The 13,574-nt window shown below is 68.2% G+C and carries 13 protein-coding genes; 9 read left to right on the top strand and 4 right to left on the bottom strand.

Annotated features, from left to right (window positions below; all coding sequences use genetic code 11):
* Positions 1-201: 201 nt before the first annotated feature.
* A complete protein-coding gene (locus tag DM992_RS18355) occupies positions 202-450 on the bottom strand; it encodes a hypothetical protein (protein ID WP_072436784.1) in 249 nt (82 codons plus the stop codon).
* 145 nt (positions 451-595) lie between these two features.
* Here DM992_RS18355 and DM992_RS18350 point away from each other — a divergent pair, with 145 nt between their 5' ends.
* The 5 genes from DM992_RS18350 (at position 596) to DM992_RS18330 (ending at position 6,699) form a co-directional block, all read left to right on the top strand.
* Positions 596-895, top strand: coding sequence for a hypothetical protein (locus DM992_RS18350; protein WP_111018065.1), 300 nt, complete (start codon positions 596-598; stop codon positions 893-895).
* 320 nt (positions 896-1,215) lie between these two features.
* Complete coding sequence (locus DM992_RS18345; protein ID WP_111018064.1) at positions 1,216-1,527, top strand: hypothetical protein; 312 nt, start codon at positions 1,216-1,218, stop codon at positions 1,525-1,527.
* 210 nt (positions 1,528-1,737) lie between these two features.
* Positions 1,738-2,616: a MipA/OmpV family protein gene (locus DM992_RS18340; RefSeq protein WP_111018063.1), complete on the top strand. Its 879-nt coding sequence runs from the start codon at positions 1,738-1,740 to the stop codon at positions 2,614-2,616.
* A gap of 91 nt (positions 2,617-2,707) precedes the next feature.
* Complete coding sequence (locus DM992_RS18335) at positions 2,708-4,402, top strand: VRR-NUC domain-containing protein (protein ID WP_111018062.1); 1,695 nt, start codon at positions 2,708-2,710, stop codon at positions 4,400-4,402.
* A complete protein-coding gene (locus tag DM992_RS18330) occupies positions 4,399-6,699 on the top strand; it encodes an ATP-dependent DNA helicase (protein ID WP_111020281.1) in 2,301 nt (766 codons plus the stop codon). The genes DM992_RS18335 and DM992_RS18330 overlap by 4 nt, the downstream gene beginning before the upstream one ends.
* 96 nt (positions 6,700-6,795) lie before the next feature.
* Here the strand turns inward: DM992_RS18330 and DM992_RS18325 are convergent, their stop codons facing one another.
* Complete coding sequence (locus DM992_RS18325) at positions 6,796-7,566, bottom strand: IclR family transcriptional regulator C-terminal domain-containing protein (protein ID WP_072436791.1); 771 nt, start codon at positions 7,564-7,566, stop codon at positions 6,796-6,798.
* A gap of 157 nt (positions 7,567-7,723) precedes the next feature.
* Between DM992_RS18325 and DM992_RS18320 the strand changes: the two genes are divergently transcribed.
* From DM992_RS18320 to DM992_RS18310, 3 genes are all read left to right on the top strand, one after another.
* On the top strand, positions 7,724-7,957 hold the full coding sequence (locus DM992_RS18320) for an AbrB/MazE/SpoVT family DNA-binding domain-containing protein (protein WP_044843105.1): 234 nt from the start codon (positions 7,724-7,726) through the stop codon (positions 7,955-7,957).
* Positions 7,944-8,357 carry a PIN domain-containing protein gene (locus DM992_RS18315; RefSeq protein ID WP_111018061.1) on the top strand — a complete coding sequence of 138 codons (414 nt, stop codon included), beginning with the start codon at positions 7,944-7,946 and terminating at the stop codon, positions 8,355-8,357. The genes DM992_RS18320 and DM992_RS18315 overlap by 14 nt, the downstream gene beginning before the upstream one ends.
* A gap of 182 nt (positions 8,358-8,539) precedes the next feature.
* Positions 8,540-9,151, top strand: a complete 612-nt coding sequence (locus tag DM992_RS18310) for a hypothetical protein (protein ID WP_111018060.1) — start codon at positions 8,540-8,542, stop codon at positions 9,149-9,151.
* A gap of 128 nt (positions 9,152-9,279) precedes the next feature.
* On the opposite strand, the gene DM992_RS18305 is transcribed toward DM992_RS18310, so the two are convergent.
* Entirely contained in the window at positions 9,280-10,581 is a 1,302-nt protein-coding gene (locus tag DM992_RS18305) for a UDP-N-acetylglucosamine 1-carboxyvinyltransferase (RefSeq protein ID WP_111018059.1), read from the bottom strand.
* A 201-nt stretch (positions 10,582-10,782) separates the two neighbouring features.
* The gene (gene shiA, locus DM992_RS18300) at positions 10,783-12,090 is read right to left on the bottom strand and encodes a shikimate transporter (RefSeq protein ID WP_111018058.1); all 1,308 of its coding nucleotides are present in this window, start codon (positions 12,088-12,090) and stop codon (positions 10,783-10,785) included.
* Between the two features lie 355 nt (positions 12,091-12,445).
* Here shiA and DM992_RS18290 point away from each other — a divergent pair, with 355 nt between their 5' ends.
* On the top strand, positions 12,446-13,573 hold the full coding sequence (locus DM992_RS18290) for a VOC family protein (protein WP_111018057.1): 1,128 nt from the start codon (positions 12,446-12,448) through the stop codon (positions 13,571-13,573).
* The last annotated feature ends 1 nt before the right edge of the window (position 13,574 follow it).

Here is a 13,574-nt window from a genome sequence, read left to right as displayed (position 1 = left end):
GGGCGGCAAGCGATGTCAGTGGCCGATGCCGGTCATCACGACGATCGCGAGCACCACGGCGCTTTCGATCGCCGCCAGCGTCGCGATGCCGGCGGCGCCGCTGATTTCATGCCATCGGCGTTCAAGGATCTTCATCAGATCGCTCCGGATTTCGCCGGCCCGCCGATGCGCCGCAGCGCATCGCGGAGCCGGGTGCCGCCGTCAGCCGTGATCGCGGGGCGGGGAAGGGACGTGCGGCGCACGACGTTCGTGCTTGCCGGACGGCTTGGCGGGGTCGATACGCGTCGCACCGCCGACGGCGGGCGGGTCGCTGGCCGGGAACGTCTCCTCGAGCCCTTCGTCGATGCGCTCCTCCGTCTTGTCTTCGGGCGGCGGGCGGGACGTGGCGAGCCTGAGCAGGCCGGCAGCCGGTGACACGGCATCGCGGCGGCCGGGGGCGTGAACGTTCATGGTCGAACCTCCTTGTTCGTTGACGCAGGCGCAAGCGCCGTGCCCGCGCGGGGCGTCGGCGGCACGACGCTTGCACGCCGGCGGAAGCCGGCCGGTGCGACGGGCATGACCCGCGCGCCGTCGGCGTGGACGAGAGGACATCGTGATGAAGGCAACCAAGGAAAGGATACGTTACGACGCGAACGTATGCGGCGGCGATTTCGGCCACGTACGCGAGCGGTTCGACGCGTGGAAGCGCGAATCGCTGGTCTGTCGGCCCGAACGGCGCATGTTCGACGGCAAGGACGAAGTGCGCGAGCTGAACGACATCGTCTACGACGGTCCCGAGCGCGCGCAGCGGGCGCTCGTCGCGCAATGCTCGCCGTCCGATCCGTTCGCGCTCGCGGTGCGGCTGATCGCGGACGGGCGCACGATGTGGCTGGTGATGGCGGCCCACGACGACTGACGGCACGGCAGCGTCCGGCCGGATCGGGCAACGTGCACGGCGCGGGAGCGGGCACGCCGCTTGCGCACGGCCGCAGCGCCATCGAGATGCGTGCCGTCGCGCAGGAGTGACATGAAGACGCCATTCACGCTGCACCGCCCCGAACCGACACCCGACGTCGACCCCGATCCGACGCAGCCCCGACACGACGATCCCGTCGATCCGCCCGTGCCCGACGGACTGCCGCACGGCGATCCGCCGTCGCACCCGCCGCCGATGCGGATGCCGGGCGGGCGCGGTGCGCCGCAACCGGCCGCACGACCACTGAAAGGAGGACCATCATGGACATTCACGTGCAATCGCCGGACAAGCGCGCGATCGCTCAGGTGCTGGGCCGCTATTTCGAATCGCGCTCGTTGCGTTATCACATCGAGGAGTTGCCCGGCGGCGTACTGCATATCGGCTTTCGCGCCAGCGGCCACCCGGTCGCCGTCACCGTATCGTTCGACGATGCCGCATACGACACCTATACGCACTGGGATGCCAGCCAGAAACAGCTTGCCCTCGGGCGGCTCGCGGACGGCTTCTCGCGGATGATGTCGACGCGCAGCCCGGCCGCGCTGGCCGGCGACTATCACGTCGAGCGTTTCTGATCCGGCAACGCTGCCCATCCATTCCGGAAGGCGGCAAAGTGCCCGCGCGCAGCGGGCGCTTTGCGTCTGCCCGCGCGTCGCGTAGGATGTCCGTTAATTCAGCGCACGCTACGTTCGCGCCGCAGGCTGCCCTGCCAGCCGCTGCAGCGGAACAGGCTGCGATGCGCTTTTCCTCAGGTTCGTTTCGCGCAACCGACGGAGACCGCCTTGATGACCGTTGCTCGCCCGTTACTGTCACCCGGCGCACGCCGGTTCGTATCCGGCCTGTCGGCATGCGCGGCGCTCGCCGCGGCCGGCGCCCGCGACGCGTCGGCCCAGACACCTTCGCCGCTCGGCGAGTGGCAATACTCGGCAGGCGTGCCGCTCGAGAAACTGTTCGATCCGACCGTCTCCACCTGGCAGGTCAGCGTCGGCGCCGCGATGACGCTGCAGCCGCGCTATGCGGGCTCCGACCGCTATCGCGTGATGGGCGGCCCGAATCTCGACATCCGCTATCGCGACCTGTTCTTCCTGTCGACGGGCGAGGGCCTTGGCGCGAACGTGTTGCGCGGGCCGAACTGGCGCGTGAGCCTGTCGGTCGGCTATGACCTCGGGCGGCGCTCGGCCGACGATCTCGGCCACCTGAACGGCCTCGACAACATCAACGCGGCGCCCGTGATGAAGCTGGCGGCCGATTACGTGATCTCGAAGGAATTCCCGCTCGTGCTGCGCGCGGATGTCCGCCGCAGCATCGGCGGCTCGAACGGCTGGACCGGCGATTTCTCCGCGTACATGCCGATGCCGGGCAGCAACGAAAACTTCTTCTGGTTCGCGGGGCCGACCGTATCGTTTGCCGACTCGCGCTACATGAACAGCTGGTTCGGCGTGAACCAGGGTGCCGCAGCGCGCTCGGGGCTGCCGGCCTATTCGTCGGGCGCGGGGATCAAGTCGGCTGGCCTGGGCGTGACGATGGTCTGGTTCGTGAACAAGCACTGGTTCGTGACGATGGACGGCGCCATCGAGCAGCTCGTCGGCCGCGCGGCGCGCAGCCCGATCACGCAGCAGTCGACCAACGGCGTGTTCGACATGTCGGTGAACTACCAGTTCTGATCCCGGCGTCCTGGCCGGGCGGCGGCGTGCGGCAATTCCCGTCACATTTGATATGATTCCGACCTGTACAAACGTACAGTGATCGATTCCCGTGACGCCTGCTTCGCCGACGCCCCCGGCGTTTTACTACCTGACCAATTTCGAACGCGCGCTGGCCTGGCTCGGCGAGCGGTACGACGACCTGCTCGACCATCGGGAGCAGGCGTTCGTTCGCGATTTCGCGTCGCTGCCGCAGGCGTCGCGCGCGCTGCTCGTGCGGATGCTGATGCGCAGCGGGTCCGACTTCCGCGCAAGCAAGCTCGTATACGACGAAATCGGCTGCACGCTCGACGCGGCCGCGCCGCTCGTCGAGCTCGGCTGGGTCGATCCGGCGCCCGCGCTGACGCTCGACGAGCTGTTCGCGCTGTCGACCAAGGCCGACCTGCTGCGCATCTTCCCGTCGCTCGCCGCGCATGCTGCCGAGCGCAAGCCCGAATGGCTCGAACGGCTGCGGCCCGCGCACGACGCCGCGCAGCCGCTCGACGCGTGGTGTGCACAGGCCGGCGACCGCGTGCTGCGCGTGACGGTCGGCGCGCTGTGCGACCGGCTGCGCCTGATGTTCTTCGGCAATCTGCATCAGGACTGGAGCGAATTCGTCCTCGCCGATCTCGGCGTGTTGCAGTACGAAAGCGTGCCGATCGCACCGTCGTCGCGCGCGTTCCAGCAGCGCGACGACGTCGACGCGTATCTCGCGCTGCAGATGTGCCGCGACGCGCTCGATGCCTGGCCTGACGATCTGCCGTTCGACGACCTGCTGCGCGCGATCGACGCGGTGGGCTGTGCGCAGCCGTGGCTCGCGACGCGTCGCGCGAAGCTGCTGTTCGCGCTCGGGCAGACCTGCGAGCGTCGCGCCGACTGGGCCGCCGCGCTCGACGCTTACACGCGCAGCGCATGGCCCGGCAGCCGTCATCGGCGCATCCGCGTGCTCGAGCGCAGCGGGCGCGACGACGACGCGCTCGCACTGGCGCTCGATGCGCGCGGCGGTTTCGAGAGCGACGAGGAGCGCCAGCGCGTCGAGCGCATGCTGCCGCGCCTGCAGCGCCGTGTCGGCCAGCGCGTCGAACGCGCGGCCGCCGCGCCGGACGTGCCGCGCGAGACGCTAGTGCTGGCGCGCCCCGACGCGTTCGTCAGCGTCGAATTCGCGGTGCGCGACCATCTCGCTGAGCCGGTGTCGCCGGTTCATTACGTCGAAAACACGCTGATCAATTCGCTGTTCGGGCTGCTGTGCTGGGAGCCTGTGTTCGCGGCGGTGCCCGGCGCGTTCTTCCACCCGTTCCAGCGCGGCCCGGCCGACTTGCACGCGCCCGATTTCACCGCGCGCCGCGCGGACGCGTTCGCCGCCTGTTTCGCGCAGCTCGATTCGGGCGCGTATCGCGACACCATCCGCCGGCATTACGCGACGAAGGCGGGGCTGCAGTCGCCATTCGTGTTCTGGGGCGTGCTGACGGACGAACTGCTCGACGAGGCGCTCGCGTGCCTGCCTCCCGAGCACCTGCGGCTGTGGTTCACGCGCCTGCTCGCGGATATCCGCAGCAACCGCTCGGGGCTGCCCGATCTCGTCCGCTTCTGGCCCGGCGAGCGCCGCTACGAACTGATCGAGGTGAAGGGCCCGGGAGACCGGCTGCAGGACAACCAGACACGCTGGCTCGCGTACTGCGTTGCGCACGGCATGCCGGTGCGCGTCGTCGATGTCGAATGGGCCGGCGCGGGCGGCGCGCACGCCGAAGCGGCGAGGCTGTCCGCGTGAGTTACGTCGTCGCGGTGCGGGCAATGTGCGAATTCACCGCGCGGCGCGGCGATCTCGACCTGCGCTTCACGCCTGCGCCGACCGCGCTCGAAGGCATCGCCGGCCACGGCGCGGTCACGTCGAACCGCGGCGCGCGTTATGAAACCGAGATCGCGCTGACGGGCACATGGGGCACGCTTACTGTGCGCGGCCGCGCGGACGGCTACGATCCCGTGGCGAACCGCGTCGAGGAAATCAAGACCTATCGCGGCAGTCTCGACGCGATGCCGGCGAACCACCGCGCGCTGCACTGGGCGCAGGCGAAGGTCTATGCGCACCTGATGTGCGACGCGCGCGGCCTCGCGGAGATCGACGTCGCGCTCGTGTATTTCGACATCGTGTCCGAGCGCGAGACCGTCCTGACGGAAACGCTGGACGCGCACACGCTAGCGGCGTTCTTTGCCGAGCAGTGCGCGTGCTTCGTCGGCTGGGCGGAGCGCGAGACGGCCCATCGCGCGGCGCGCGATGCGGCGCTGCGCGCGCTCGCGTTTCCGCACGGGCGGTTCCGCAGCGGCCAGCGCGAGCTGGCGGTCGCCGTCTATCGCGCAGCGCGCGACGAGCGCTGCCTGATGGCGCAGGCGCCGACCGGCATCGGCAAGACGCTCGGCACCGTGTTCCCGCTGCTGAAGGCCTGCGGCGAGGGCGAGCTCGACCATGTGTTCTTCCTCACCGCGAAAACGCCCGGACGCGCGCTCGCGCTCGAAGCGGCGGCGGCGCTCGGCGCCGGCACGCCCACGCTGCCGCTGCGCGTGCTGGAGCTCGTTGCCCGCGACAAGGCGTGCGAGCATCCGGACAAAGCGTGCCACGGCGAGTCGTGCCCGCTCGCGCAAGGCTTCTACGACCGGCTGCCGGCCGCGCGCGACGCGGCGATCGGCGCCGGGCTGCTCGATCGCGATACCGTGCGCGCGGCCGCGCTTGCGCGCGACGTCTGCCCGTACTACCTCGCGCAGGAGCTCGCGCGCTGGTCGGACATGATGATCGGCGACTACAACTACTACTACGACGGCAGCGCGATGCTGCACACGCTCGCGCAGCAGAACCAGTGGCGCGTCGGCGTGCTCGTCGACGAGGCGCACAACCTGCTCGACCGCGCGCGCAAGATGTACAGCGCGTCGCTCGATCCGTTCGCGTTCGCGGCCGCGCGCGACGCCGCGCCCGCGGCGCTGCGCAAGGCGTTCGACCGGCTCGCCCGCGCATGGGGCACGGTCAATCGCGCGCAGGCCGAACGCTATGCGGCGTATCCGGACATTCCAGGCCCGATCGTATCGGCCGTGCAGAACCTCGTCGCGGCGATCGGCGAACACCTGACCGACGCGCCGCGCGCGAACGGCGACGCGCTGCTGCGCTTTCATTTCGAGGCGATCCAGTTCGGCGTGCTCGCCGAAGCCTTCGACAGCGCGTCGATCTTCGACGCGACGCTGCACGGCGAGCCGATGCCGCGCCAGCCGGCGCTCGACGGCGTCGCGTCGGCCGGCCGCCGGCGCCGCGTCCAGTCGACGCTGTGCGTGCGCAACGTGATCCCGGCCGGATTTCTCGCGCCGCGCTACGAAGCCGCGCGCGCGACCGTGCTGTTCTCGGGCACGCTGAGCCCGTTCCATTTCTATCGCGACACGCTCGGGCTGCCCGGCGATACGGGCTGGCTCGACGTCGACGGGCCGTTCCGCGCCGAGCAACTGACGGTGCGCGTCGCGAGCCACGTGTCGACGCGCTGGCGCGACCGCGACCGATCGCTCGAACCGATCGCCGACCTGATCGCCGCGCAATACGCGACCAGGCCCGGCAACTACCTCGGCTTCCTGAGCAGCTTCGACTACCTGGGGCGCGTGGTCGCGCTGATGCAGACGCGCCATCCGGACGTGCCGGTCTGGGCTCAGGCGCCCGGCATGGCTGAAAGCGAGCGCGACGCGTTTCTCGCGCGCTTCGACGCGGGCGGGCGCGGCGTCGGCTTCGCGGTGCTGGGCGGTGCGTTCTCGGAAGGCGTGGACCTGGTCGGCGAACGGCTGATCGGTGCGTTCATCGCGACGCTCGGGTTGCCGCAGGTCAACGATGTCAACGAGCAGATGCGGCGCGCGATGGACGCGCGCTTCGGCAACGGCTACGACTACATGTACCTGTATCCGGGCTTGCAGAAGGTCGTGCAGGCGGCCGGGCGCGTGATCCGCACCGAGCACGACGAAGGCGTCGTGCATCTGATCGACGATCGTTATCGGCGGCGGGAGGTGCGCGATCTGCTGCCGCGGTGGTGGCGGATCGGGTGAAGGGGAAGATGCCCGGCCGGCAGACTGCCGGTTGCGGCGCAGGGGCGCTATCCGTCGCGTACCGGTGCAGCAGGCGTCACTCAGGGCCCGGGCGCGCTACAGCACGTTCAGCATCGCGAGCGCGGCTTCCTGCAGGTGCGGCAGCACGCGCCGCACGGCGGCGTCGGTCGTCTCCGTGCCGATCGGCATGTTCGTGCTCAGCGCGGCGACGACTTCGCCGTGACGATTCTTCAGCGGCACTGCGATCCCGCGCACGCCGACCTGCAATTGCTGCTCGATCGCCGCAAAACCGGCGTCGCGCGCGTGGTCGACCTGTTCGAGCAGGCGCGCCTTGTTGGTGATCGTATGCGGCGTGAACGGCGGCAGTTCGGTATCGTCGAGCCACGCGCGCACGGCCTCGCGATCGGGATGGTGCGCAAGCAGCACGACGCCCGGCGACGTCAGCGGCGCCGGCACGCGCGCGCCGAGCACGAAGCCGGTCGTCATCACGCGCGACACGCCGTTGCGTGCGATGAACACGAGTTCCCAGCCGTCGAGCACGCTTACGTAAGCCGATTCGTTCAACGACGCGCTCAGTTGCTGCAGGTACGGCTGAACCGTGCGCGGCAGCCGCGCCGAATCGAAGTACGACCAGCCGACCCGCAGCACGCGCGGCGTCAGGCCGTATAGCTTGCCGTCGGTGTACACGTAGCCGAGCGATTCGAGCGTCAGCAGGTAGCGCCGTGCGGCCGTGCGCGTGAGGCCGGTGCGCGCGGCGGCCTGCGTGGGCGTCATGCGCGCGTGCTGGCTGTCGAATGCTTCCAGGATCATCAGGCCTTTTTCGAGGCCGGCAATCCAGTCGCGTCGGTCGAGTTCGGGCTTTTTCATTGTCGGGAGCATCAGGACGCGCGGTGATCGCGCGGAATCGGGCGATTATCGCGCGATTCCAACGGCGGCGGCTTCCTATATCTATGCGTTATGCGTCGTCTTTGCGGGCGAGATACGAGAGATATACAATCATCGATGTATATCCAGGGAGGTACGTATGCAGGTCGCAAAGTGGGGCAATAGCCTGGCCGTCCGCCTTCCCGCCAGTGTGGTCGATGCACTGGAGCTCCGCGAAGGGGACGATATCGAGATCGTGGTCGATAGCCCGCGCGTGTTTGCCGTCCGCCGCAAGCCGAGACCCGACGAACTTCTGCAACGGTTGCGGCGTTTCAGGGGCAAGCTGCCCGCCGATTTCAAGTTCAGCCGGGACGATGCGAATGAGCGGGATTGAGCCGGCGAAATCGTTCGTCGACAGCAATGTCGTGCTTTATCTGCTGTCCGCGGACGAAACCAAGGCGAATCGGGCGGAGGCACTGTTCCTTCGGCGGCCTACCGTCAGTGTCCAGGTACTGAACGAGGTCGCCGGCGTCTGCAGCCGAAAATTGCGGATGCCGTGGAGCGATGTGGCGCAGTTTCTGGAACCGATCAGGAGCTTGTGCCATGTCGTACCGGTCACGATCGATACGCATGACCTGGCGCGAAGGCTCGCGGAGCGGCATGGCCTGTCCTTCCATGACGCGTGCATCGTCGCCGCCGCGTCGCTCGAGGGCTGCGAGTACCTGTACACCGAGGACATGCACGACGGCCTGCGCGTGGACGGCGGTCCGGTGCTGCGCAATCCGTTCGCCTGAACGTCGAGAATTCCGGGCGTGCATGTCGACATGCACGTTGATGGAGCGCTGCGATCAGGCCGGGCGACGCGCGTCGATTTCCTTGTGCTCGTAGCACAGCGCCGCAATCCGCCATCGTGCGTCGTAGACGCACCACGGCTCCACAAAATCGAAGACGCGATCATCGTTCTTTGGAACCCAACATGAAATTTCGTGCACTCTCGGTAGCCTTGTTCGTTGCGGCCGTGCCGACGCTCGCCAGCGCCAGTCCCTCAAGCGATGCGGGGTTGGCTCGACCAACCGTCGACGTGCGTGCATGGCCACGCATGACGTCGCCGAAATTCGGCTGCTACGTCGAAACGACATTCGGCTACCGCGACAAGCGCTTCAACTGCGCGCTGAAGAAGTACAGGAATACTGGCGACGCGTGCAAGAACACGACCGCGTATTACGAGGGCCCCGCGTTCCCCGGCCGGCTCGCAGCCCGCGTACATCCGCTCGCGATGAAAGTCGACCTGGACTGGGAGCATGGCGCTCTGCAGATGGTCACCATCACGCTGAAGGGAACGTGGAACGAAGCGGACGTACGCAAGGCGTTCGGGTTGCCGCGCGCGGAGGGGCTCAAGCTGACCGAAGCGGAACTGCGCAAGCAGCCGGACAACCTGACGGACACGAGCATCCAGTATCCGTCGAGCCCGACCGACGACAGCCTCGGCAGGCGGCCGAGCGATCCCGCGCACGGGGCGACCGCCGTGATGCTTTACGGCTTCGACCACATGGGAGCGGGCGACGTCGAGTGCGGGGAGGGAGAGTAACGCCTGGAAGCGAAGCGGCGATCCTTCAACGCGCGCCGCTTGCCGGGCAGTCTGCCGACGCCGGCCAGGGAAGGAGGGAAGACGGATGCGGCGCGGACTTCACGCGAGCCGCACCCGCCGGAGCGGCATTATTCGCTGCTCGTCCACTCGACGTTCGCGCCGACCGAGCGCAGGTTCTCGACGAAATGCGGATGCGCGCGGCGGATCGGCAGCGCGTTCATGATTTCCGAGCGGCCTTCGATGCTCGCGGCCACCATCAGCAGCGCGATCGCGACGCGGATGATGTACGGGCTCTCGACGCGCGCCGGCGTCAGTTGCAGCCCGCCGAACGTGATCAGCCGGTGCGGATCCGACAGCAGCACGTGCGCGCCGAACTTCGACAGTTCGCCGGACCAGCCGAGCGCACCGTCGTAGACCTTGTTCCAGAACATCGCGCTGCCTTCCGCACGCACGCCGAGCGCGATGAAGATCGGCAGCAGGTCGACCGGCAGGTACGGCCACGGCGCGGCTTCGACCTTGGTCAGGATGTTCTGCGTGAACGGCCGGCGCACGCGCAGCGGGCCGTCGCGTTCCGCGCGCGACCAGCCGTCGCGGTGCGTGACGTTGACGCCGAACTTCGCGAACGTGCGGTCGATCAGCGGGAAATGCTCGGGCGACGAGTTGCGCACGGTGATGTCGCCGCCCGTGATCGCGCCGAGCGCGAGGAACGTCGCGATCTCGTGGAAATCCTCGGCGAAGCGGAATTCGCCGCCGCCGAGCTTGCCGCCGCCCGTCACGCAGAGCCGCGACGTGCCGATGCCTTCGATCGTGACGCCGATCATCGCGAGGAACTGGCAGAACTCCTGCACGTGCGGCTCGGACGCCGCGTTCATCAGTGTCGACGTGCCGTTCGCGGCCGTCGCGCACAGCGCGAAGTTCTCGGTGGTCGTCACCGACGCGTAGTCGAACCAGTGATCGTTGGCCGTCAGCGGGCCATCGGTGCGAACGATCAGCGAATCGGGCGTGCGCTCGATGTGCGCGCCGAAGCGCTCGAACACCTCGACGTGCGGATCGATCTCGCGCACGCCGAGCGTGCAGCCTTTCACGTCATTCTCGAGGCGCGCGACGCCGAAGCGCGCGAGCAGCGGCGGAATCAGCATGATCGACGAGCGCATCGCTTCGGGCAGCCGATGGACGGCCGGATCGAACTGCGTGTTGCGATGGTGGAGTTCGAGCAGGCCCGTCGTGAAGTCGACAGACACGTCGCTGCCGAGCGTGCGGAAGATGTCGAGGATCTTGCGCACGTCGGTGATGTCCGGCACGCCGACCAGGCGCAGCGGCTGATCGGTCAACAGGGTGGCGCACAGGATCGGCAGGACGGCGTTCTTGTTCGCGGACGGCTTGATGTCCCCGCGCAGCGGAGTGCCGCCGTGGACGATGAGATTCGACATGATATGGGGGCGTATCGGTGACTGACGTAGGCCCATATGATGCCATTGGTCGGTGGGCGGCGTGGAATGTTCGGAAGGGAAAAGGGGGATCGGCGCGCGTGATTGACGGTGTTTGACGTTGGGTGGGGGACCGCCGTTCGGTTGGCGGCCGACGCAGGGAAATGGCCGGCCGCGGATCGGGCCGGCCGCGCGCTCGCTTCGTCACTGCACCGCGCGCATCCGCGCGGCAACCACCAGCGAGATCAGGCAGCCCACCGCCAGATAACCGGCGACGAGGTGCCACGAGCCGCCGGCCAGGGTGACCAGGCCGACCGCGATGAACGGCGTGAACCCGCCGCCGACGACGCTCGCGAACTGGTAGCCGACGCCCGCGCCGCTATAGCGGTATTCGGCGCCGAACAGCTCGGTGAACAGCGGCTGCTGGACGCTCACGACCATGTCGTGCGCGGCGTTCGCGAGCAGGATCGAGAAGATCACGATCCACGCGATCGACCGCGCCTCCAGCGCGATGAAGAACGGCACCGCGGCCGCGAGACCGATCAGCGCGCCGATCAGGTAGATGCGGCGCAGGCCGTAGCGGTCGGCCAGCCACGCGAAGCACGGGATCGTCACGCAGCTCACCGCGCCGACCAGCAGGCCGACGTTCAGGAACAGGTCGCGCGACATGCCGAGGTTCGTCGTCGAATAGCTGAGCGCGAACGCGGTGACGATATACATCGTGAACAGTTCGGCGAGCCGCAGCGCGATGATCAGCAGGAACGCCTTCGGATGACGCGTCAGCGCTTCCAGCACCGGCAGGCGCAGCTTGCGGTTGCCGTGCTCGACCTTCTCGACGAACTCCTGCGATTCGTCCATGCTCTTGCGCACCCACAGCCCGACCAGCACGAGCACGATGCTGAACACGAACGGCAGGCGCCAGCCCCACGACTTGAACGCGGCCTCGCCGAGCGTGTGGCTCAGGATCGACACGATGCCCGTGGCCAGCACGAGCCCGACGCCGTAACCGACCTGCACGCCGCTGCTGTAGAACGCCTTCTTTTGCTTCGGCGCGCTCTCGACGGCCATCAGCGCCGCGCCGCCCCATTCGCCGCCGACCGCGAAACCCTGGATCGCACGCATCAGCACCAGCAGCACCGGCGCCCACCAGCCGATGGTTGCGAAGGTCGGCAGCAGGCCGATCGCGACCGTCGACAACCCCATCAGCATCACCGTCAGCACGAGCATCCGCTTGCGGCCGAGCCGGTCGCCGTAGTGGCCGAACACGACGCCGCCGAGCGGCCGGAACAGGAAGCCGACGCCGAACGTCGCGAACGCCGCGAGCGTGCCCATCGTCGGGCTGACTTTCGGGAAGAACTCGGAATTGAATACCAGTGCGGCGACGATCCCGTACAGCAGGAAGTCGTACCAGTCGACGACGGCGCCGACGAAGCTGCCGATCGCGGCCTTGCGAGCCTGGTTGCGCGCGCGGGCGCCGGCGGCGACGTCGAGGGTGTCGAAGGTTGGGGTCATGGCGGTGTCTCCTGGTACGGCGCATCGTTAATCGTGGCGGCGCCGCGTCCGATGCTGCATTGAAGTCGATGGGTGAACGGAGAATAGGGCGCGCGCCGCACGGCGGCAATTGGCCAATCGGACAAAGTGCGCGATTATCGTTCAATATCGTGCGATTATCGAACGATTTTCGGGTTTGCACTAGGCGGCGCGACGATATCCCGTTAGGCCAGGGTGTGCCGCCGTGAACGATCTGGTTAAAATCTGCAGCATGAAAACTCGCCCGCTCGGGGCGGATGCCCGGTCGCCACATCGGCCGCGCATGCCGCGCGCGCCGGGCGCCATCCCCATCGACCGCATGCCCCCGGAGACTGGAATGCCCGGCAATTCCCACCCCCTGTCCAGCGATACGCCGCCCGTCGTCGATCCGGCCGCCAATCCGCTCGGGATGGCCGGCCTCGAATTCGTCGAATTCGCGGCGCCCGTGCCGGAAGCGCTCGCGCAACGCTTCGAGCAGCTCGGGTTCAAGGCGATCGCGCGGCATGTCAGCAAGAACGTCACGCTGTACCGGCAAGGGCAGATGCATTTCCTGATCAACGCCGAGCCCGATTCGTTCGCCGCGCGCTATGCGGAGGAATACGGGATGGGTGTCTGCGCGATCGGGCTGCGCGTGGCCAGTGCACGGCGCGCGTTCGAGCGTGCGATCGAACTCGGCGCGTGGGCGTTCGAGGGCGAGCGGGTCGGCGTCGGCGAGCTGAAGATCCCGGCGATCCAGGGCATCGGCGATTCGCACCTGTATTTCGTCGACCGTTGGCGCGGGCGGGACGGCCAGCGCGGCGGGGTCGGCGATATCTCGATCTTCGACATCGATTTCCGCCCGATCGACATCGCGACCGCGCATACCGATCTCGATTGCGCGGGTGTCGGCCTGCTGCAGGTCGACCATTTCACGCAGACCGTCGGCGCGGGGCGCATGCGGGAGTGGCTGGATTTCTACCACGACCTGCTGCACTTTCGCGAGATCCACGAAATCGACGCGCACTGGCACGTGTCGGAGGAATCGCGCGTGATGGTGTCGCCGTGCGGCGCGGTGCGGATTCCGGTCTACGAGGAAGGCACGCGGCGTACCGAGCTGATGCACGCGTATCTGCCCGACCATCCGGGCGAGGGCGTCCAGCACGTCGCGCTGGCCACTGACGACATCCTGTCATGCGTCGATGCGCTGCGCGCGAACGGCGTCGAATTCATCGAGCCGCCCGCACGCTATTACGACGACGTCGATGCGCGGCTGCCCGGGCACGGCGTCGATCTCGACGCGCTGCGCAGCCGCGCGGTGCTGGTCGACGGCGAGATCGGCAGCGACGGCGTGCCGCGCCTGTTCTTCCAGACCTTCGTCAAGCGCCGGCCCGGCGAGATCTTCTTCGAGATCGTGCAGCGCAAGGGGCACCACGGGTTCGGGGAAGGGAACCTCGCGGCACTCGCCCGTGCGCGCGACGCGGGCTGAG

The sequence above is a fragment of the Burkholderia sp. JP2-270 genome (assembly GCF_003233675.1).
GTDB classification, from domain to species: Bacteria; Pseudomonadota; Gammaproteobacteria; order Burkholderiales; family Burkholderiaceae; genus Burkholderia; species Burkholderia pyrrocinia_C.
The sequence above is the reverse complement of the archived record's forward strand: the minus strand, read 5'-3'. Positions and strand labels throughout refer to the sequence as shown.

What these genes read in the sequence shown, in the direction of transcription:
- DM992_RS18320 (WP_044843105.1), top strand. Translation starts at nt 7,724, where the DNA reads ATGCAGGTCGCAAAGTGGGGCAATAGCCTGGCCGTCCGCCTTCCCGCC.
- DM992_RS18345 (WP_111018064.1), top strand. Translation starts at nt 1,216, where the DNA reads ATGGACATTCACGTGCAATCGCCGGACAAGCGCGCGATCGCTCAGGTG.
- DM992_RS18315 (WP_111018061.1), top strand. Translation starts at nt 7,944, where the DNA reads ATGAGCGGGATTGAGCCGGCGAAATCGTTCGTCGACAGCAATGTCGTG.
- DM992_RS18310 (WP_111018060.1), top strand. Translation starts at nt 8,540, where the DNA reads ATGAAATTTCGTGCACTCTCGGTAGCCTTGTTCGTTGCGGCCGTGCCG.
- DM992_RS18350 (WP_111018065.1), top strand. Translation starts at nt 596, where the DNA reads ATGAAGGCAACCAAGGAAAGGATACGTTACGACGCGAACGTATGCGGC.
- DM992_RS18290 (WP_111018057.1), top strand. Translation starts at nt 12,446, where the DNA reads ATGCCCGGCAATTCCCACCCCCTGTCCAGCGATACGCCGCCCGTCGTC.
- shiA (WP_111018058.1), bottom strand. Translation starts at nt 12,090, where the DNA reads ATGACCCCAACCTTCGACACCCTCGACGTCGCCGCCGGCGCCCGCGCG.
- DM992_RS18305 (WP_111018059.1), bottom strand. Translation starts at nt 10,581, where the DNA reads ATGTCGAATCTCATCGTCCACGGCGGCACTCCGCTGCGCGGGGACATC.
- DM992_RS18340 (WP_111018063.1), top strand. Translation starts at nt 1,738, where the DNA reads ATGACCGTTGCTCGCCCGTTACTGTCACCCGGCGCACGCCGGTTCGTA.
- DM992_RS18355 (WP_072436784.1), bottom strand. Translation starts at nt 450, where the DNA reads ATGAACGTTCACGCCCCCGGCCGCCGCGATGCCGTGTCACCGGCTGCC.
- DM992_RS18325 (WP_072436791.1), bottom strand. Translation starts at nt 7,566, where the DNA reads ATGAAAAAGCCCGAACTCGACCGACGCGACTGGATTGCCGGCCTCGAA.